The 19,979-nt window shown below is 60.2% G+C and carries 12 protein-coding genes, 1 tRNA gene and 3 pseudogenes; 9 read left to right on the top strand and 7 right to left on the bottom strand.

What is annotated here, in order from left to right:
* Positions 1–15: 15 nt before the first annotated feature.
* Both BLT55_RS06655 and BLT55_RS06660 read right to left on the bottom strand, forming a co-directional pair.
* A complete protein-coding gene (locus tag BLT55_RS06655) occupies positions 16–1,638 on the bottom strand; it encodes an ABC transporter substrate-binding protein (RefSeq protein ID WP_055001604.1) in 1,623 nt (540 codons plus the stop codon).
* An 85-nt stretch (positions 1,639–1,723) separates the two neighbouring features.
* Entirely contained in the window at positions 1,724–2,878 is a 1,155-nt protein-coding gene (locus BLT55_RS06660; protein ID WP_055001603.1) for a mandelate racemase family protein, read from the bottom strand.
* A 757-nt stretch (positions 2,879–3,635) separates the two neighbouring features.
* Between BLT55_RS06660 and pmrG the strand changes: the two genes are divergently transcribed.
* From pmrG to BLT55_RS06675, 3 genes and pseudogenes are all read left to right on the top strand, one after another.
* On the top strand, positions 3,636–4,334 hold the full coding sequence (pmrG, locus tag BLT55_RS06665; RefSeq protein WP_055001994.1) for a lipopolysaccharide core heptose(II)-phosphate phosphatase PmrG: 699 nt from the start codon (positions 3,636–3,638) through the stop codon (positions 4,332–4,334).
* Positions 4,334–5,200 carry a phosphatase PAP2 family protein gene (locus BLT55_RS06670; RefSeq protein ID WP_055001993.1) on the top strand — a complete coding sequence of 289 codons (867 nt, stop codon included), beginning with the start codon at positions 4,334–4,336 and terminating at the stop codon, positions 5,198–5,200. The genes pmrG and BLT55_RS06670 overlap by 1 nt, the downstream gene beginning before the upstream one ends.
* A 32-nt stretch (positions 5,201–5,232) precedes the next feature.
* Positions 5,233–5,907 (top strand): annotated as a pseudogene (locus BLT55_RS06675) (response regulator transcription factor).
* A 7-nt stretch (positions 5,908–5,914) separates the two neighbouring features.
* Here BLT55_RS06675 and BLT55_RS06680 read toward each other — a convergent pair.
* Positions 5,915–6,952 (bottom strand): AraC family transcriptional regulator, encoded by a 1,038-nt coding sequence (locus BLT55_RS06680; protein ID WP_074800191.1) that lies wholly within the window; start codon positions 6,950–6,952, stop codon positions 5,915–5,917.
* Positions 6,953–6,961: 9 nt separating this feature from the next.
* Positions 6,962–7,876 carry a GGDEF domain-containing protein gene (locus BLT55_RS06685; protein WP_007249245.1) on the bottom strand — a complete coding sequence of 305 codons (915 nt, stop codon included), beginning with the start codon at positions 7,874–7,876 and terminating at the stop codon, positions 6,962–6,964.
* A gap of 984 nt (positions 7,877–8,860) precedes the next feature.
* Between BLT55_RS06685 and BLT55_RS06695 the strand changes: the two are divergent.
* The 5 genes and pseudogenes from BLT55_RS06695 to BLT55_RS06715 all read left to right on the top strand — a co-directional run bounded on the left by BLT55_RS06695 (position 8,861) and on the right by BLT55_RS06715 (position 15,412).
* A pseudogene (locus tag BLT55_RS06695) lies at positions 8,861–11,376 on the top strand (TonB-dependent receptor).
* A gap of 37 nt (positions 11,377–11,413) precedes the next feature.
* Positions 11,414–13,336, top strand: coding sequence for a phytase (locus tag BLT55_RS06700; RefSeq protein ID WP_055000597.1), 1,923 nt, complete (start codon positions 11,414–11,416; stop codon positions 13,334–13,336).
* Between the two features lie 55 nt (positions 13,337–13,391).
* Positions 13,392–14,096 (top strand): protein TolQ, encoded by a 705-nt coding sequence (gene tolQ, locus BLT55_RS06705; RefSeq protein ID WP_055000598.1) that lies wholly within the window; start codon positions 13,392–13,394, stop codon positions 14,094–14,096.
* Between the two features lie 9 nt (positions 14,097–14,105).
* Positions 14,106–14,552, top strand: a complete 447-nt coding sequence (tolR, locus tag BLT55_RS06710) for a protein TolR (protein WP_055000599.1) — start codon at positions 14,106–14,108, stop codon at positions 14,550–14,552.
* A complete protein-coding gene (locus tag BLT55_RS06715) occupies positions 14,549–15,412 on the top strand; it encodes an energy transducer TonB (protein WP_055000600.1) in 864 nt (287 codons plus the stop codon). The genes tolR and BLT55_RS06715 overlap by 4 nt, the downstream gene beginning before the upstream one ends.
* Before the next feature lie 42 nt (positions 15,413–15,454).
* Here BLT55_RS06715 and BLT55_RS34695 read toward each other — a convergent pair whose 3' ends face one another.
* Together BLT55_RS34695 and BLT55_RS34700 are read right to left on the bottom strand one after the other, a co-directional pair.
* Positions 15,455–16,300, bottom strand: coding sequence for a methyl-accepting chemotaxis protein (locus BLT55_RS34695; RefSeq protein ID WP_412778959.1), 846 nt, complete (start codon positions 16,298–16,300; stop codon positions 15,455–15,457).
* 15 nt (positions 16,301–16,315) lie between these two features.
* A pseudogene (locus tag BLT55_RS34700) lies at positions 16,316–17,452 on the bottom strand (cache domain-containing protein); the annotation flags it as partial.
* Between the two features lie 359 nt (positions 17,453–17,811).
* On the opposite strand from BLT55_RS34700, the gene BLT55_RS06725 reads away from it, so the two are divergent.
* Positions 17,812–17,884: transfer RNA gene (locus BLT55_RS06725), tRNA-Asn, on the top strand.
* 424 nt (positions 17,885–18,308) lie between these two features.
* On the opposite strand, the gene mapR is transcribed toward BLT55_RS06725, so the two are convergent.
* Entirely contained in the window at positions 18,309–19,718 is a 1,410-nt protein-coding gene (gene mapR / locus BLT55_RS06735; protein WP_167359953.1) for a GntR family transcriptional regulator MpaR, read from the bottom strand.
* Positions 19,719–19,979 lie beyond the last annotated feature (261 nt).

The following is a 19,979-nucleotide window of genomic DNA, read 5'->3' on the forward strand; positions in this document are numbered from 1 at the left end:
GATTGAACGCATGGTTCAGCGTTGCTTGTAGACGTCACGCAGGCGCGTGGTCGCGGCGCTGTGGCCTGCGTATTCCTGAACATCGGCGTGGATGACCACTTCGTCGGTCATCTGCGAAACCGGCATGATCGGGCCTGCTTTCTGGTCATAGAGCGTCTGGATGCGCTGGCAGTCGGCCAGTTGCTGACGTGCATCGCGCTCGTGCTCGGCCTGCTCGATCAACTGGTTGATCTCGGCGCTATAGAACGAGGTACGCCAGCCCTGAAAGTTGCTCAATCGGGCTTCTTCGCGGCTGTCCGGGTTGTAGATCAGTGCTCGCAGGCTGGAGTGTGGATGACGTTCGGCACCGCCGCCGCCACGACCGACCAGAATGTCGAAACGCCGGTCGCGCATGGCACCGTAGATCTGGTTGCCGGTGCCGGTAATGATCGACGCCTGAATGCCCGTCTGGGCGAGGGTCGATTGCAGGCTGGTGGCGATGTTGATGAACGGCGTGTCGGTCAGCGAGCGGATGGTGATCTTGAAGCCGTTCGGGTGCCCGGCTTCGGCCAGCAGTTGCCTGGCTTTGGCGACATTCAGCGTGTAGCCCGGATCATCGAGTCTGGCCGCCAGCCCCAGTTGCAGCGGGCGCTGATTGATCACGCCATAATGCGGCATGATGACGTTGTTGATGCCCTGATAATCGATCAGTGCGCGAATCGCCTGACGCACGCGGATGTCCTGAAACAAAGGCTGCTCCATGCTCAGCGCGACGTAATACAGTGTGCCGCGCGGAATGGTCTGCACGCTGACGTCTTTGGAGCGGGTCAGGGCCTGAATGTCGCTGGCCGCCATGCCGCGGGCTACGTCCAGATCACCGCGCTCGACCATCAGGCGCAGGGCCTGGGACTCGGTCATGTTGTGCATGATGACCCGACGCATCTTCGCCGGGCCGCGCCAGTACGAGTCGAAGCGGGTCATCAGGATCACGTCGTTGGCGCGCCAGATGTCCAGCTTGAACGCCCCGGAGCCTGCCGCGTTGGTGGTCAGCCAGCCTGCGCCCAGATCATCGCCCTTGGCGTGTTGCAGCGCGGTCAGGCGGTCGACGACAAACGCACTGGGCGAGGTGGCCAGGGTGTTGAGCACCAGCATCGGATAGGTGGCTTTGGGCAGGTCGAGCACGAAGGTTGAAGGCCCCTCGGCGCGCATCAGTTCGCTGACGTTGTTTGCGGTGTAGCCATAGGCTTTCCAGGTCGAGGCCAGCGCCTTGTTGAGCGTGACCACGCGTTGCAGCGACCAGGCGACATCCTGGGCGGTGAGGGGATTACCGGAGTGGAAGGTCACGCCCTGACGCAGGTGAAACGTCAGGCGCATGCGGTCTGGGCTGATTTCCCAGCGCTCTGCCAGTGCCGGAACCAGTTGGTCGGGGCGCGCGGCATCTTGTTCCAGCAGCATGTCGTAGAGGTTGGCGTTGACTTCGGACACTTCAAGGCCGGTAGCACCCGCCGGGTCGAGCGACAGCAGGTTGATCATGCTCATGCCGATCACCAGTTGATCGACCGGTGTTTCGCCACGCGCCATGGCGGGCGGGGTGTGCGTGAACATCGCCGTCAGGGCGAGACATAGCAGCCAGGGCAGGCGCTGGGGCCAGAGCTTCATGGAGGCAGTCCTTTATTATATTTATAAGACGCTGTATCGAAACGCTGAATTAGCCGTTGTCGGTGTTCCTTTGCGGTACTGCCTGTCAGTAACGGTGTTCGGTGTGAGTCTCGATATAGCTGAAGTTGATGTCTTCGCCGAGTCCCGGTTGCTCGGAAAGGTGCACGAAGCCGTCGCTGTCCATCGGATCGACCAGCATATTGAGGTAGGCGGGTACATCATCGTATTCGAGAAACGGGTGCAGCAGGCCGCGCTCGTACCAGCGGCAATTGCTGATAGCGCCGACCACCGCCAGATTGGCCGCGCCGTTGCCGTGGACCTCGCAATCCATGCCGAACGACTCGGCCAGATGCGCAACTTTCAGGCATGGTCCGATGCCACCGACGCCGGCGACGCCGGCACGCAAAATGTCGCAGGACTTGTTGGCCACCCAACTGGCGCGACTGTGGTACTTGCCCGCGATGCTCTCCGGGCCGAGCACCGGAATGTCCAGATTAGCCGCCAGCCAGGCGTAGGACTCGGCGGAGTCTTCCATCATCGGCTCTTCGAACCAGGCGAAGTCGAGCTTTTGCAGTTCGCGGCCGATGTACAGCGCATCGGTGCGACTGTACCAGTGGTAGCCGTCGAGCATCAGCGCGATGTCCGGGCCGACTGCTTCACGGACGGCGGCGCAGGCCTGAACATCCATGCGTGGGTTGGGTGCGAAGGAAATCGGTGGCATCCAGGTGTGCAGCTTGATGCCCTTGTAGCCGCGCTGCACCAACTTCTCGGCAAACTGCCCGTACTCGTCCGGGGTGGACAGCCCGCCGGCCAGGTCGTCGCCGCACATGGTCGAGCCGTAGGCCAGTACCTTGTCGCGGAAACCCCCCAACAACTGGTGAACCGGCAGCTTGAGCGCGCGCCCGGCCAGATCCCACAACGCCTGCTCCACCAGCGCCAGCGCACGGTCAGTGAACTGACTGGCGCTGCCACGCTGCCAGTGAGCCAGTTCCTGCCAGATCTTCTCGCGGTTCATCGGGTTCTGCCCGATCAGCACTTTCTTGACGAACGACTCGATGATGTGCGGACGAATCAGCTCGGGCGGACCAAAGGAAAACCCTTCGCTGCCGTCGTCACAAACGATACGCAGCATGCCCATCCTGACCGGTTTTTCCTCGCCGGGATGCGCATGCCCGGCGCTGTCCACAGCGCGGCGCGAAGGAAAAGAAAAAACGTCAACACAGACCGAGATGATTTTCATGGTGACCTTCATGGATATTATTGTTATCAGGTTTTATTAGTATGTCGTCATACAACATTGTGACGATTATTTGCAGCGTTGTAGGACGAAGTCAATGGTCGTATGACGACTATTTTCAGTATTCATAGGGGTTATAGGCAGACATGCTTGATTTAGAGCTGTTTATAAATGGACACGTCTTACAATGATCGAGCTTAAGTCGTTATACCTTTTGTGATTTCGACGATTCAGGTGCCAATGCGTTGGCATGCAGACCGCAAGTCTGCGCTACGCCGGCCTACTTAAGCTCGGACGCAGAGCGTCCAGAACGGCATGCAACGCGGAGCGTCGCACGATAGTCAAAGCGCTTTTATATCGAGATGGCACTGACGACGAAGGAACCCGACGAAGTCGGGCCGGAAACGGAGCCAAGGGGTTTGGTTACTTTGGCCCCATCAAAGTAACTCGCCGAGGGGCGAAAAGGTGCCTTGAGCCGACCCCCTATTTTTCTGACATCGCGGGCCGTGTGACGCGGAGCATCGGCAGTACTCTCTGGAAAACGCTTAAATTATCTTCATGTTCAAGCCAATAATTCACATAAGCCATTGTTTTAATTAGGCTTATGGAAAGCCACTGCGCCTTGCCTGCAACACTTTTTTCACATCTTCTTCACCGCGTCAGCACCATGCTGAACCTATGTTGAGCGCATGGGGGCGGTAACGACTTCGGGCATCTTCCAGGTCAGCGCCACAGACAGGCTCAGCGTAGGAGTGGTCACTTGGCTGACACGCTAATCAACAACAAGAATCTGCTTGCCGAATCCGGTATTCACCGGCGCTTCAAGCTTCATCAGAACATCGTATCGATCTCCGTCGCCGTGACATTAATGGCAATTTGCGCATGGTTTTTCACCGCATTCTCAAGCGTACACGTAGTGAACCTCGGCGCCGGAAACAACCTGAAAGTATCGGGCCTGCGCGATCAATGGCTGCGCGGTGACGTGGTGGTGATGATTCGACACGCCGAACGCTGCGACCGCTCAACCAACCCGTGCATGGCCAGCGCCGAGGGCATCACCTCCAAAGGCCGGGACGCGGCGCTGGCGGTGGGCGCGGGGCTGCAGAAGATGGGCTTGAGCCACGCCCGGATGCTCGCCAGTCCCAAGGTCCGCACACAACAGACCGCAGAACTCGTGGCCGGGCATGCAGTACCTACCCAAGCGTGGGTCAACGATTGCGACAGCGGCTTCATGACCGCGGTACAGGCTCACAAGGTCGGCGGTGAAAATCTCATACTGATCACCCACAGCGGTTGCATCGACCAGTTCGAGCGCAAGGTCGGTGTGCCAGGCGGCGAGCGCTCCAGCGAATACGCCGAAGCCTTTTTCGTGCAGGTGGATGGCAGCCACCGGCCGAAGGTACTCGGCTCCCTGAACGTTGAACAATGGGCAAACCTCAACAGCGAGCAATTCAATTGATGACATCCAACCACGCCAGATCGCGGTTCTACGGCATCAATCTGGGTCTACCTGTGTTTTTTGCGTTACTGGTATTTGTGGCATTCGATTTGACCGATCTCGACCGGCAATTGAGCGACCTGCTATTTGACTCGGCAGCCGGGGTGTTCCCGATCGGGCACATTCGGCTGTTCGAAACCATCACCCACAAATGGGCGCGGATCATCCCCGATCTGACCGGTGAGCTGGCAATCATCGGCGCGATTGCTTCGTTTGTCTGGCCACTTTTAGAGCGGCGTCGTGATTCGGGCCTTACCCGGCTGGTCATACGCGCCCGGCTTGAAACCCCATTGCGGTTTGCGCGCAGGCATCGTATGGACTTCTTTTTCGTGACCGTCGCCTTTGCCGTGAGCACCGGCATGATTCATTACCTGAAAAGCCACACCAGCGTGTACTGCCCGGTCGAAACCACGTTGTACGGCGGTCCTCAGGCGCACATTGAATGGTTCAGGAACTTCAACCTGTTGCATGAAGCCGGTGCCGGAAGATGCTGGCCGGGCGGCCATGCGTCAGGCGCCTTCAGCCTGCTGGCCCTGTATTTCGTCGCCCGGCGCTACTGCTGGAAGCATTCGAAGGTGCTGTTGGCGGGAATAATGTTGCTGGGCATGATCTATGGCACGACGCGGGTGCTGCAAGGCTGGCATTTTATGTCGCACACGTTCTGGGCCGGCATTGTGGTGTGGCTGAGTACGCTGCTGGTTGCTCTGTGCTTCTATGGCCGGTCGAGGTTGCAACGGCCGATACAGGCGGCACGCCCGGCCTCGACGTCCAGGCAGCCTGAAAGACGAGTGGACCGGGCTGCCGATTCAGCGACTACAGTTTCTTGATCGGCCGGTTGGAACAACAAGAAGGCGCAGCAATGAACATTCTGGTGATTGAAGACCACCGTGATATCCACGACAACCTGCTGGAATTTTTCGAACTCAGGGGGCATGCCGTGGAGGGCGCGCTGGATGGCCTGAGCGGCCTGCACCTGGCGGCGTCAAAACGCTTCGACGCGATCATTCTCGACATCATGCTGCCAGGCATCGACGGCAACCAGATCTGCCGAAGCCTGCGTCAGTATTAGAAGTCGGAAGTGGCCATTGTGATGCTCAGCGCGCGCGATGAACTGGATGATCGTCTGATCGGCTTCAAAGTGGGCGCCGATGACTACATCACCAAGCCTTTCGCGATGTCCGAAGTGCTGGCCCGGGTCGAAGCAGTGGTGAGCCGGCGTCAGCCGAGGAATAACCGGGTCATGGTGGTCGCCGACCTGCAGTTCGACCTCGATACCCTTGAAATAACCCGCAACGGCAGGCCATTGAAGCTCAACCCGACCAACATGAAACTGCTCGAATTATTGATGCGCAAAAGCCCGCATATCGTGAAGCGCAGCGAGCTGGAAGAAGTGCTCTGGGGGCGTGATGCGCCGAACAGCAGCAGCCTGCGCAGCAACATTCACATGCTCAGGCGCGCGCTCGACGGCGAGCATGAAACACCGCTGTTGCACACCGCTCACGGGCTTGGCTACAAATTGTGCGTGCAGCGCTGACACTGACTCAATCGAAATTGAACAAGCGCTGGATCAGCGCCGGTGTGCTGCCGGTCCAGCGCTTGAACGAACGGCGGAAGTTGGCCGGGTCACTGAACTTCAGGTAATCGGCCACGGCCTCGTTACTCATCCCTTTGATCTGGTACAGGTACAGCGCCACGTGCTTGCGCGCCAGGTCGTGCTGTGCCTGAAAACGGGTGCCGTGCTTCTGTAACTTGCGCTTCAGCGTGGCCGGGCTCATGGCGAAGGCCTGTGCGACCTGATCGAGGCCGATGGCGTCACGCACGTGAAGGCGCAGACAGTCGTGCAAACGGTCCAGCAGGCTGGCGTGCATGCCCAATGCAGCCAGTTGCTCTGCCGCTTCCTGCCGGGCAACCTGCGCGGCGATCGGCGATGCGCCCGGCCACGGATGGGTAAGGTAATGCCTGGGCAGGCGCATCATGTCCAGCGGGCGGCCGAATGCCGTGTATTCACCCAGGTGCACCCAGTATTGCTCGACGTAACGCGGCTCCTCGTGACAGAAGCTGCACTCCCATGGCAGGCGTTCGCCGCCCAGCTGCTGACTCATCGCAACCAGCGCGGTCATGCTGGCTTCGAGCAGGAAGCGGTGTTGTTCGCCCGCGCCGCAGTTGTCCAGCCAGTAAAGGTAAGCGTAGTGCTCGTCCAGCTCCAGGCGCGGTGTGAGCAACGGGCTGAGCAAGGCGTGCTGACGGATCAGAATCTCCAGCGCCTGATGCAGATTCTGCGCATGACGCAACGCATGGCTGGCTGCGCCGTAGTGGCCGGGAAACAGCCGCTGGCCGAACAGGAAACTGGTGTCATCGGCTTCCAGCTGGCGTTGCGCGTTGGCGATCAGGGCAAAGCATTGTTGCGGGCTGAGTCGCGTCTTGCCGGCCACGATGTCTTCGTAGAACAGGCTGGTGCCTTTCAGCAGGCGATGGCTGTCGATGCCGCGTGACAGCGCCAGATCAATCAGCGTGGCAGGCTGGTAATGGCCGGGAATGAAGCGGCTGTCGTTCTCGTACCAGTCGTTCTTGATGGTCACGGCAGGCACTCAGGCAGTGCGCGTCAGCGGGCGCCGGGTGCGGGCCAGCGACAGGTTCAGGCGACGCAGGAGGTTGTCCGGCGTTTCGTTGAGCGCCATCACCACCGCCACGCTGGCTGACAGATGAATACGTTCACCTTGCTGCCGGGTCTTGTGCGCGAGGCTGGCGACGGCCTGCTGCAGTTCCAGGGCCAGCAACCTGGCCTGGCTCTCACCGGTGTTGGGCAGCAGCACCACAAACCGGTCACCGGCCAGACGGCAAAGCAGGTCTTGACGGCGCAGGTTGAGCACCAGCAGATGGCTGATGGCGGACAGCACTTCATCACCTTCGCTGTGGCCGTAGGCGTGGTTGATTGCCCTGAATTCGTCGATATCCAGCGCCAGCAGCGACAACGGTTGCTGCTCGCAGACGCTTTGCTCCATGCCTGTCACCAGTTGGCGTTTCAGGTAATCGGCGCTGCCCAGAGGGGTCAGCTTGTCGTACAGTCGGTGCTCACGAAAGCCGCGCTCGCGTTTTTCCATCTGCGCGCTGATCGCCAGTTGTTCGCGGTGCCAGTGGTAGATCCCGATGGTCAACAGGATCAGCCCGACCGGCATCGGTCCGGACTCAAGCCAGTGATCCCATTCGATCTCGGCCGGCAGGCGAATGAATTCGTCCAGCGCGTCGATCCACCACGAGAAAAACACACAACTCAGGCCCACCGACAGGTAATTGGTCACCCGACCGGCAGGACGGCTCTTGAACACAAGAAACAGCCAGACCAGCGACAGCAGGGCAGAACCGCCTTCGCCAACGATATCCAGCCATTTCCATTCGCTGACATATTTGATATCGCCAAACGCCAGGAACGCCAGCAGCCCCAGGTTGGAAGCGATCAGCAACACAGCGAGTTTCCAGCGATGAGGTTGAATGATCCTGAACATGGAAATACGGCTCCTGATGTGCTGATTGTCGGCCAGCAGAACAGATGCACATGACACTTGGGTGACGGGTCACCCAAATGACGGGAGGTCGAATCAGCTCACGTGTGTTGCAGGTTTTTTATGCGGGCCTTACCCATCGTTGTATTCCACTACAACTCTGGCTCGCGCTAATGCCGCGAAGAGTTTTGCGTCACGTAGCAGCTGCTGCACGACGTCATGCCTTGCGCCCAATCACTGCACATAAAAGAAAGCGCTTTTTTATCGCGCTGGCACTGACGACGCAAATTGCGACGTAAGTGACGGCTGAGTCCTCGCGCTGATCCGGGGGATGCGAGGCAGGACGCCGAGCAAGCCGCACCGGGTCATGGATGGCCCGTTGCGGCGGCCCCCGGATCAGTGTCAGGACGAAGGAACCCGACGAAGTCGGGCCGGAAACGGAGCCAGGATTTTGGTTACTTTGATCCTTCAAAGTCACTCGCCGAGGGGCGAAAAGGTGCCTTGAGCCTTAAACAAATACCCCTGACATCGCAGAACCGCTGTGTGACGCGGAGCGTCACGAACTGCATCCCCACGCTGAGCGTGAGGAACGAGGATCAGCAGTCAGCCAGATGCGCGTTCCTCAGTCCGACCTTCGCTCTAGGCTCTGTACGAAAAGTGGCTGCGCTCGGTGATGCTGCGTTAAAAACAGGCTCGTGCGCGAGTCCGATCGGAATGCTCATTTACAACCCGTAGAGCCGAACGCGACCCCGGCCGTTCCTTGCCTGTTTTTGCCTTGCCTGACCTTCGCTCGCCGACTTTTCGTACAGAGCCTAGCCATGCCTGAAAGTCAAATCAGCTCATTTGCCTGTCTATCGCCCATCCCGCCCCCTGTTTTCAGAACCCGGCCCCAAGGCCTGTCACAGAACCGTCATTGCACAACTCTAGCTTGCGCCTCCAGTTGCCGGGCCATTTGCCTGGCTGGTCGGGATTCTGGGGAGGACTCGTATGTACAGGCGTCGCAGCAGGGCTCAGCTGGTTGGTTTCACTCTTGGTTCACTGGCATTAGCCATCGCCAGCGAACGTCTGCAGGCAGCCGACGCCAGCGCCACCGAACACGTGCAAGTGGTCGGGCAGGCGGCGAGTATCGACAACGCGCTCAAGGAGCAGCGCAGCTCCGACAGCATCAAAAGCGTCGTACATGCCGACGGCGTGGCGCAGTTGCCGGACCAGAACGTTGCCGAAGCTGTCCAGCGCCTGCCGGGTGTTAGTGTCGAGCGCGATCAGGGCGAAGGACGCTTCGTCACCGTTCGTGGCCTGGCCCCCGACCTGAACAGCGTGACCATCAACGGCACGCTGGTGCCCGCCCCGGAAAGTGGCCGCCGCGCCGTGGCGCTGGACGTTCTGCCTGCCGAACTGGTGCAGTCCCTGTCAGTGATCAAAACCCTGACGCCGGACATGGACGCCAACTCGCTGGGCGGCACCATCGATGTCGAGAGCCTGTCGGCCTTCGATCACAAAGGCCTGTTTTACACCGGCAGCAGCGAAGCCAGCTACGACCAGAACACCCGCCAGACCAGCCCCAAGTTTTCCGGCGCGGCAAGCAACCGTTTCAGCCTTGGCGACGGCATCGACAACTTCGGCGTGGCAGCCGCACTGAGCTGGCAAAAGCCTACTTCGGCTCCGACAACGTCGAGACCGGCGGCGACTGGGACGGCTCGCGCCTGCAATCCTTCGAACAGCGCGATTACGACATCAGCCGCGAGCGCGCCGGTGGCGGTCTGAACTTCGATTACAAGCCCGATGACGTCAGCAACTATTACCTGCGCACCCTGTACAGCCGCTTCAAGGACGACGAAGTGCGCACCACCAACGGTTTCGAGTTTGCCAACGCCCAGCGCGCAGGCCAGACCGGCGATGCCGAGGGCACGCGTAAGCTCAAGGCGCGCACTGAAACCCAGGAAATCCAGTCCTATGTGTTCGGCGGCGAGCGCATGCTGGGTCTGTGGACCCTCAGTGGTCAGGCCGGTTACAGCAAGTCCAGCGAAGACAGCCCGGAGCACATCGCCGGGGCGACGTTCGTTGGCAATGATGATTTCAGCGACGCCGGATTCCACGACCGCGACAAGCCGCGGCCGATTATCGGCTCGTCGTTCTACGACAATTCGAACTTCACCCTCGACAAGGTCGACCGGGAAAAACAGTACACCAAGGACACCGAGAAGAACGTGCGCCTCGACCTGGCCCGCGATTATGACTTCAAAGGCTATGCCTCGCAGTTCAAGTTCGGCGGCAAGGTCAGTCGCCGCGACAAGAGCAATGATCTGGAAGTCTGGAAATACGAAGATTTCGACGATCTGGGTTTCAGTGACGAGCAACTGAACCTGACCCGTTTTCAGAAAGGCCACATCGACTATCGGTTGAGCCGATTCGGCAGCGGCATCAGCCCCGGCGCGATCAAGGGGCTGGTCGGCGGGCTGAACGCCGCCGATGCCTATGATCAGGCCGAGTCCAGCGCTAACGACTTCAAGATCAACGAAGACATCAACGCCGGCTACTTCATGAACACCCTCGACGTCGATAAATGGCGCTTCATCGCCGGTTTGCGTTACGAGGGTACGGAAATGGACGCCAAAGGCACTGGCGTGCGCGACGGCGCATTCGAGTCCAGCGACACCCGTCGCCGCTATCACCACTGGCTGCCGGGCCTGCACGCCCGTTATCAGCTCGACAAGAGCACCCAGTTGCGCGCCGCGTGGACCAAAACCGTGGTGCGTCCGACCTTCGGGCAACTGGCGCCGGGCTTTGTCATCGACGATGACGAGGCCACGTTTGGCAACCCGAACCTGAAGCCGCTGGAGTCCAGCAACCTCGACCTTGGCATCGAGCACTTCATGGGCCGCGCGGGCACTGTGTCGGCGTTCGTGTTCTACAAGGATATTCAGAACTTCGTCTACAACACCGACCTGGCGGGTACCGGGCAATGGGCGAATTTCTCCGAAGCCAACACTTACGCCAATGGTGACAAGGCCAAGCTGTACGGGCTGGAACTGGCTTACTCGCAAAAACTCGACTGGTTGCCATCGCCCTGGAATGGCCTGCTGCTGGGCGCGAATGCCACCTTGAGCCGCTCGGATGCGAGCATCAACGGCTTCGATCAGAGCACCGGCACCAACCGCAAGCGCGATATCGATCTGCCCAGTCAGTCGAAGACGGTCGGCAACGTCATGCTCGGCTGGGAAAACGACAAGCTGAGCCTGCGCCTGTCGGCCAATTACAAGTCGGCCTACCTCTATGAACTGGCGGCAATCGGCGACAAGGACCACGACCAGTACGTGGACGCGCAGACCTTCGTCGATTTCAGCGCGCGCTACTCGCTGACCAAGAACCTCAAGGTCAGTTTCGAAGCGCAGAACCTCACCGATCAGCCGTATTTCGTCTACAGCGGCCTTCGCGCCTACAACGGCCAGTACAAGGAGTACGGCCCGACCTACAAAGTCGGCCTGACGTTCACCCATTTCTGACTGACCTGACGCGCCCATTCAAAGGATTACACCGTTCATGATGATTTCGTTATCACCCAAACCGGCCTGTCTGATGCTGTTGCTGAGTCTCGTCGCCGGGGTTGTGCAGGCCTCGCCGCCCACCGACCTGAACCTGACACGCTGGGCCGAAAACACACCGTTCAAGGCACAGTCCGTGGCCTTCCTGCCAGGCAGTGACGGTGCTCGCCGTCTGGCCGCCAGCGTCAAGGCCGGGCTGTTGCTTTTGGACGATCAGGGCCGCGAGCTGGCGCACATGCCGGGTTCCTTTCAAGGGCTCGATAGCCGTCTGACCGGCGCCAGCGTGCTGGTTGCGACGCTCGACAACAGCCGTCAGCAGGCCATGCTGACTCAGCTCGATTCAGCAAAAGCGCAGTGGTCCCAACCGGTTTATCTGCCCGCCCGCGATTATTCGGTTGCCGGCCTGTGTCTGTACCGCGATGACGCCAGCAACCTGTTTGTGTTTCTGGTGGGCGAGGAGGGCAAGGGCGAGCAGTGGCTGGTGGGCACAGGTGATCGGCTCAATCACACGCCACGGCTGGTGCGCAATCTGCCGTTACCGCCGAATGCCGAGTTCTGTCAGGTCGACGACGCTGCGCACCGCTTGTTCGTCAACGAAGAAAACATCGGCTGGTGGGCCTATCCGGCGCATCCCGAAGCCGATGTCGCCCGCCAGCCGGTGGCCCTGCGCGAGCCGTTCGGCGAGCTGAAACAGACAGCGGGCGCCATGGCCGTCGTGCCCGGTGGCTTGTTGGCGCTGGACCCGAAAGGCAAGTCTTTGCATCTTTATCAGGACGAGGGCGAGAGCTGGACGTCGGTGGCCGATCTGTCGCTGATGAACCTGAAAAAGCCCGAAGGCCTGTCTGCACGCGAAGACAAGACCGGTTTGCAGCTGCTGGTCAACGACAATGACGGCGAGCGGCTGTATCAGGGCGCATTGAGCTGGACGCCACAAGCGGTGGCCGTCGCGGCGCCTTTGCCCAGTGTCATGCCGGTCAGTCAGAGCCAGCCCGTCGGGCGTCAGGGCGATGCCGCCGACGATCCGGCGATCTGGGTCAACCCGCAAAACCCGGCGCTCAGCCGGGTGCTCGGCACCAACAAGAAACAGGGGCTGCTGGCTTATGACCTGAGCGGCAAGCAGTTGCAGGAACTGCCGGTCGGACGCTTGAACAACGTCGATATACGCCCCGGCTTCATGCTCGGTAAAAAGAAAGTCGATCTGGCGGTGGCCAGCAATCGGGATCGCAACAGCCTGAGCCTGTTCAGCATTGACCGTGTCAGTGGCGTGGTCCGCGAAGCCGGCGAAATTCCGACGCCACTGGCAGAAATCTATGGTGTCTGCCTGTTCAAACCGGCCAGTGGCGAGTTGTATGCCTTCGCCAACGGCAAGGACGGCAGCTTTCTGCAATACCGGCTCAGTGCGTCGGACGGCAAGGCGCAGGGCGAGCTGGTGCGGCGCTTCAAGGTCGAGACCCAGCCCGAAGGCTGTGTGGCTGACGACCAGCGTCAGCGCTTGTTTCTCGGTGAAGAGGACGTCGGTGTGTGGGAAGTCGATGCGCGTGCCGATCAGCCTGCAACGCTGTCCAGCGTGATCAAGGTCGGCGAGGCGGTGCATGCTGACGTCGAGGGGCTGGCGCTGTATCAGAGCGACAGCCACGACTATCTGGTGATCTCCAGCCAGGGCAACGACAGCTACGTGGTCGTCGATGCCGAGCCGCCGTACGCGCTGCGCGGTGCATTTCGGGTCGGCCTCAATGCCGGCGCAGGGATTGACGGCACCTCGGAAACCGACGGCATCGAAGTGACCTCCATGAACCTCGGCGGCCCGTGGAGCAAGGGCATGCTGGTGGTTCAGGACGGCCGCAAGCGCATGCCCGAGCAGGCGCAGAACTTCAAGTTCGTACCGTGGGCCGAGGTGATGAAGACCCTTGCGCTGCCATAAGCCGTTTGTCATCAAGCGATGCTAATCATTCGTTCCACTACAGAGGATTACCACGATGCACGCCACCCTCGAACACATGACCGTCTGGGGCCTGATCAGTGATGCCAGCCTGCTGGTCAAGGCCGTGATGCTGATTTTGCTGCTCGCTTCGCTGGTCAGCTGGTTTCTGATCATCCAGCGCAGCCTGGCGCTGCGCCAATACGAGCGCTCGCTGGATGCCTTTCAGCAGCGTTTTCGCAGCGAAACCGAACTGGCGCCGCTGTATTCGCGTTCGGCCCAGGAGGCTGCCGACGGAATCGGGCAGGTCTTCAACGCCGGGTACGCCGAATACGTGCAGCTCAAACAGCGTCCGGGCATCGAGCGTGATACGGTGCTGTCAGGCGTCGAGCGCGCATTGCAGGTTGCTATCAGCGAGCAGGAATTGCAGCTGGAAAAAGGTCTGCAGTTTCTCGCCACGGTCGGCTCGGTCAGCCCCTATATCGGCCTGTTCGGCACCGTCTGGGGGATCATGAACTCCTTCATCGGCCTGTCACAGGTGCAGCAGGCCACGCTGTCGACGGTCGCGCCGGGCATTGCCGAAGCTCTGATCGCCACCGCCATCGGCCTGTTTGCCGCCATTCCGGCGGTCATTGCTTACAACCGCTTCGCTGCGCGCGGCCAGACCCTGACGGCGCGCTATTACACCTTTGGCAACGAATTGCAGGTGCGCCTGAACCGCACCCTGCAAGGCCTGACACGCAACATGGCCGCTGCGGCCTGAGGACTTGCCATGCTGGTCAAACCACAACGTAAACACGACCCGAAAGCCGAAATGAACGTCGTGCCGTACATCGATGTGATGCTGGTGCTGTTGGTGATTTTCATGGTGACTGCGCCGATGCTGACGCAGGGCGTGAAGCTCGATTTACCGAAAGTCGCCAGCCAGGCGCTTGCCAGTGATACCCGGCAGCGCATCGTGACGCTGTCCGTCAAGGCGCAGGGCGGTTACTACTGGAATCTAGGCGACACCGTCGACACGCAGTCGCAGACCGATCAGGCCGCCAGCCTGGAAGACATGCAAGGGCGCATTGCGCAACTGGTGGCCGAGCGTCAGGACACGCACGTGTTCATTCGTGCCGATGACAAAGCTGATTATGGCCGCGTGGTCGCCGCCATGGCCGCGCTGCAACGCAGTGGCGTGACGCAACTCGGGCTGGTGACCGAGGCGCCACAATGAACAGCCTGGCCCCAAGCTATGACCCGCCACGCGGCGACCTGCTGAACTGGCCCTGGCTGCGCAGCAATGGCCTGGCGGCAGCTGTCGCGCTGGCACTGCACGGTGCGCTGATCGGCGGATTGATGCTTGGCTGGAGCGCACGTGAAAAACCGCCCGAGCCACCGCGAACGCTGACCACTCAGCTACTGATCCTGCCGCCAGCGCCGGTACCCGTGCCAGCCGCCCCGGCGGCGGTCATCGAGCCTGTTCAGACTCCGCCGCCGGTTTCTGCGCCAGCACCTGTGCCAGCGCCGCTGCCGGTGGCCAAACCGGTCGACACCGTAAAGCCACAGGCCGAACCGCAGCGTCAGCTGGAGCAGGCCGCGTTGGCACGCAAACGGGTGGATGAGCAGAAGCGTGAGCGTGAGGCTGAACAGCGTCAAAGTGCACAACGCGTGCGTGATGAGCAACAGCAGCAACGCCTGGTCGAGCAGCAACGTGAACAGCTTCAGGCCGAGCAGCAACGTCAGGCCGAACAGGCGCGTCAGTCCGCCGAGCGCGCCCGGCAAGCTCAAGCTGCGCAGCCGGCACAACAGCAGGTCGCGGCCGACAGCAGTCAATATCAGCCATTGAGCAAAGAGGCGCCGGACTACCCGGAACGTGCACTGGACAAAGGCATCGAGGGTGATTGCACGGTGGTGTACGACGTGTCGCCGCAGGGCACAGTGGTCAACCCGCAGGTGCAAGGCAGCTGCCATCCGCTGTTCATGCGCCCGTCGCTGACGGCGGCGCAAACCTTTCGCTATCAGCCGAAGATTGTCGAGGGCAGGGCGGTCACCGTTTCAGGAGTGAAGAACACCTTTCATTACCGGATCAAGTAGCCCGCGGGCCTGACGCATGCAGCGCCAGGCCCGGTTCGGGTTTTAGCTGACCTTGAAGCGTCGCACCAAGGCGATCAGGCGGGTATTGGACTCGGACAGCGCAGCGGTGCTTCGCTCGTTGCTGGAGCCGCCTTCGACCAGCTCTTCAACGATGTGACGCACCGCAATGATGTTACGGCTGATTTCATCGGACACGGCGCTCTGTTCCTCGGCCGCCGTGGCAATTTGCGTGCTCAGGTCGTTGATCTGCAGGACCGAACTGGTCATTTCGTCCAGTCCGACGGTGACGGCCGTGGTCTTGCCCGCAGTGGCCTGGCAGCTCTGGCGGGTCTTCTCCATCGCCGCAACGGCAGCGCTGACGCCTTGTTGCAGGCTACCGAGCATTTCGTTGATCTCCGACGTGCTGGCTTGAGTGCGGGCGGCGAGGGCGCGGACTTCATCGGCTACCACCGCGAAGCCGCGACCCTGTTCACCGGCGCGCGCGGCCTCGATGGCGGCGTTTAGCGCCAGCAAGTTCGTCTGCCCGGCGATTTCGCCGATCACCGCCAGTACTGCGTTGATGCGCTTGGCGTACTGTTCCATCGACTGCACTTTGCTGGTCGCCGAATCAACCTCGCTGATCAGCGCGCTGACGCTGTCGGATGCCTCCGCAACCACGGTTTTCGACACTTGCGCGTTTTCGTTGGCGGACTGGGTGAAGCTGGCCGTCTGTGCCGCGCTGCGGGCCACTTCGTCAGCGGTGGAAGACATTTCGATGATCGCCGTCACCGCCTGATCGGTTTCGTTGGCGTGACGAACCAGAATCGCGTTAGTGACGCTGGCCTGGCTGCGCAGCTGCTCGATGCCGCTGGCGATGTCACGGGTGGAACTGCTGACGTCGAGCATCATGCGTTGCAGATAAGCAATGAAGTTGTTGACCGATTCGCCCACCTGATCGACTTCATCATGGCCGTTGACGGTAATGCGTCGCGTCCGGTCGGCATCGCCGGCTGACAGGGTGTCGATGTTGGCTTTGAGCACGCCCAGGCGATTCATCAGCGTGCGCAGCGCGACAATCATCAGCACCAGCAGTACCAGTAACATGGGAATCTGCAGCCAGGCCAGGGTGTTCAAAACAGTCTCGCTCTGGCTTTTCAGCAGTGCGGTGTTTTGCGCCACGGCCAACAGCCAGGGCGTGCCTGCCACCGGCATCAGGAACAGCGTTGATTCTTCGCCATCGCTGTTCTGGTAAGTCAGGCGCGAGGTACCGGTGCCTTTGCTCGCAAGCGCCGACTTGATGCCATTGATGAACGGCGACTGCGCAGCCAGCTCGGAAACGTTGCGTAACACGATCTTGTCGCTGCTGCCCGGCACGTTAGACAGAATCTTGCCGTCTGCCTCGATGATCATGATCCGGGCGTTGACCTCTCGCTCCTTGGCTTCAACCAGGGTGTTGAAGAAGCCCAGCGTCACGTCGATAGTCGACACGCCCCACGGTTGGCCGTCCTTGGAGATGGCCATTGCGCAGTTGGTACGCGGTTCCGGGCTGGCGGCATCCTGATAGGCGGGTGCCCAGGCACATTGGCCAGCCGGGGCGCTCAAGCCGCCTTTATGCCAGCCCTGTTCGAAATAGTTGAGCGACTCGGGCGAGTTCCAGTGAGTGTTGACGATCAACTTGCCCGACGCGTCGCGATGGTAAAAGGTGCTGTGTTTGGCCCGACCCGGCGTGCGCACGTTCGGCAAAGGCCAGATACCGCCGCCGAACACCTTGGCCTCACCGTACTGGTTGACCATGAAAGGCAGCAGGCGATCGATATCGTCGCTGGAAAGCTGCGGCACCAGTTCAGTAATCACCCGTGCTTGCGCCTGCACGCGCGCCAGCTCGGTCTTGATCTCGTTACTGATGTCCGCCGCCTTGGCGGTCAGCATGTTTTCGTCGTTGGCGGTTAGCCTGGGGGAAACGAACTGACCTATACCGTAAACCGTCAGGACAATGACCAGGGCCATGAACCCCACGAAGGTTGCGGTGTAACGTGCTTGCACTGTCTTGAGCAAGACCATTTTTTTGTTATACCTGAGCCGTGGGAAAGGGACTATCCAGCTCGGTGTCAGCCGAAGCAGGTGTTTCTTGATGTGACATAAGCGCCAAGTTCAGTACGATCAGATGGCTCGGCGTGCATGAGGCTGCGTGCAGAGGCATGCGGTACATCTGATACAACCGAGGTGACCTGTTTTGGGGCCGCTTAGCAGCCCATCGTAGCCGTCGTAACCTCCTGAAACTCCTGCGCCCTTCGGGCAGAAGCTCGTTCTATGGCCACCTTGAGACGTGTGTGTGACGCTGGACGCGCGCAAGCCGCAGCGCCGAAATTTTTTCAGCCCTCGCTTGACTTCCTTTTCCTAATCAGTAACATAGCGCTCATTCCGCGATAGCTCAGTTGGTAGAGCAAGTGACTGTTAATCACTGGGTCCTTGGTTCGAGTCCAGGTCGTGGAGCAAGACTATATTTCAGGAGCAATATTCAAAGCTTCTGAAACTGAAAACCCGCCTTTTGGCGGGTTTTTTCGTTCTGGCTGGCCATCGGCATTTCCTGGCTGAAGAGCGAGGCGACAGTCGCCGTTTATCAGAGCGTGGCGCCGGTATGGTCAGCCAGCCAACTCTGCCCCTCAATACGGCGAAATAGTCCCCAATAAGCCCACCGCAATCGCCAACAACAAAAAACCTATCAATGAAAGTCCGAGCTTGCCCATGAAAACCTCCTGCTGATCTGCCATGTGGCATGCCGCAGGTGCCAGCTAATGGCAGTGGGCATGCGCGTTTGAATGCGCTGCCATTATCGTGTGCAGCCATTTTCTGGTACAGATTCAGAAACAGCTAAAAAATACAGATCAGTTGCCGTGAAGTGGCTTGAGTGAAGTTCTCAAAACGACGCAATGATGCGCCCCAGCATCGCCATGGCTTGTTCGCTGCGCTCATCCCATGGCGTGCCGTAGTTCAGGCGTGCGCAGTGCTTGAAGCGTCGCGAGGCTGAAAACATCGGGCCGGGTGCCAGGCTGATGCCTTGTGCCAGCGCGAGGCGAAAGAGCTGCAGCGAATCCACCTGCTCCGGGAACTCGAACCACAGAAAGTAGCCGCCGACGGGCTTTGTGACGCGAGTCCCTGCCGGGAAATATCGGGCGGCAGCGGCGAGCATCGCACCTTGTTGAAGTTCGAGGGTGTCGCGCAGCTTGCGCAGGTGCCGGTCATAGCCGCCGTGCTTGAGGTAATCGGCGATGGCGGCCTGGGCGGGGACCGAGGGCGATATCGTGGTCATGAGTTTCAGGCGATCGATCTGCTCCGTATAGCGTCCTCCGGCCACCCAACCGACCCGGTAACCGGGTGCCAGAGTCTTGGAGAATGAGCTGCAATGCATCACCAGTCCACTGCGATCCAGGCTTTTGATCGGGTGCGGCGCCTTGGCTCCGAAGTACAACTCAGCATAGACGTCGTCCTCGATCAGCGGTATCTGCCGCTGTTCCAGCAGATCGTACAGCCTGACTTTTTTCTCCTGACTCATGCTGGCACCCAGCGGGTTCTGAAAGCTGCTCATGAACCAGCAGGCTTTGATGGGCAAACGGCTCAGGCTGTCTTGCAACGAGTCCAGGTCCACGCCATCACGTGGGTGCACGGGGATCTCGACGGCCTTGAGCTTGAGTCGCTCCAGCACTTGCAGGCATGCATAGAACGCGGGCGTTTCGATGGCGACCAGGTCGCCGGGCTCGGTGACGCATTGCAGGCACAGGTTCAGCGCTTCCATGGCGCCGTTGGTGATCACTAGTTCGTCGGCGGGCAGGCGCACGCCGCCGATCATGTAGCGCAAGGCGATCTGTCGGCGCAGTTCAGGGTTGCCGGACGTCATGTCAGCGACGATGCCTGTCGGCGTCATCGCCCTGACAGCGAAGGCCATCGATTTTGCCAGACGCGGCAGCGGATACAGGTGCGGGCTGGGAAACGCAGAACCGAAGGGCACGGTATCCGGATCCTTGAGCGACCCGAGCACCGAAAAGATCAGATCACTGACCCCCAGTTCGGTGCCTTCACTGCTGTGCCTGACCAGCTCAGGTTCGGTCAGCGCGTTGTCAACATGCTCCCGAACGTAATAACCCGAGCGCGCGCGAGCCTGAATCAAGCCCTTGTCTTCCAGCAGGTAGTACGCTTTGAAAACCGTCGCGGGACTGACCGACCAGGTGCGACTGGCGACCCGCACTGAAGGGACTTTTGCACCGGCAGGCAGAACACCGCTGCGAATCATTTCCGAGATATCGGCAGCGAATCTTTCGTAGCGTTTCATGGGCAGCATCGTGTGGACAGTCCGCGCATCATGAGCGAAAGCGGATTTTTCGAACAGCGTCAATCTGCGCGCAAAAAAGCGGATCAGACCGCGGGTGACGTCCTTTACAGAGATTAATCCATCCGTCCTTGCAGGCGACTGAAGGGCGCGTACGGCTTGAACCCCTCAAACGGATAGGTCTATCATGACGGCGTCCTTCGACTTATCAAAGGAAACTCACGTGTCTCGTTCCAGCTGGCTGCCTACGCCGCCTTAGCGCTA

This window comes from Pseudomonas cannabina (assembly GCF_900100365.1).
Classification (GTDB): Bacteria; Pseudomonadota; Gammaproteobacteria; order Pseudomonadales; family Pseudomonadaceae; genus Aquipseudomonas; species Aquipseudomonas cannabina.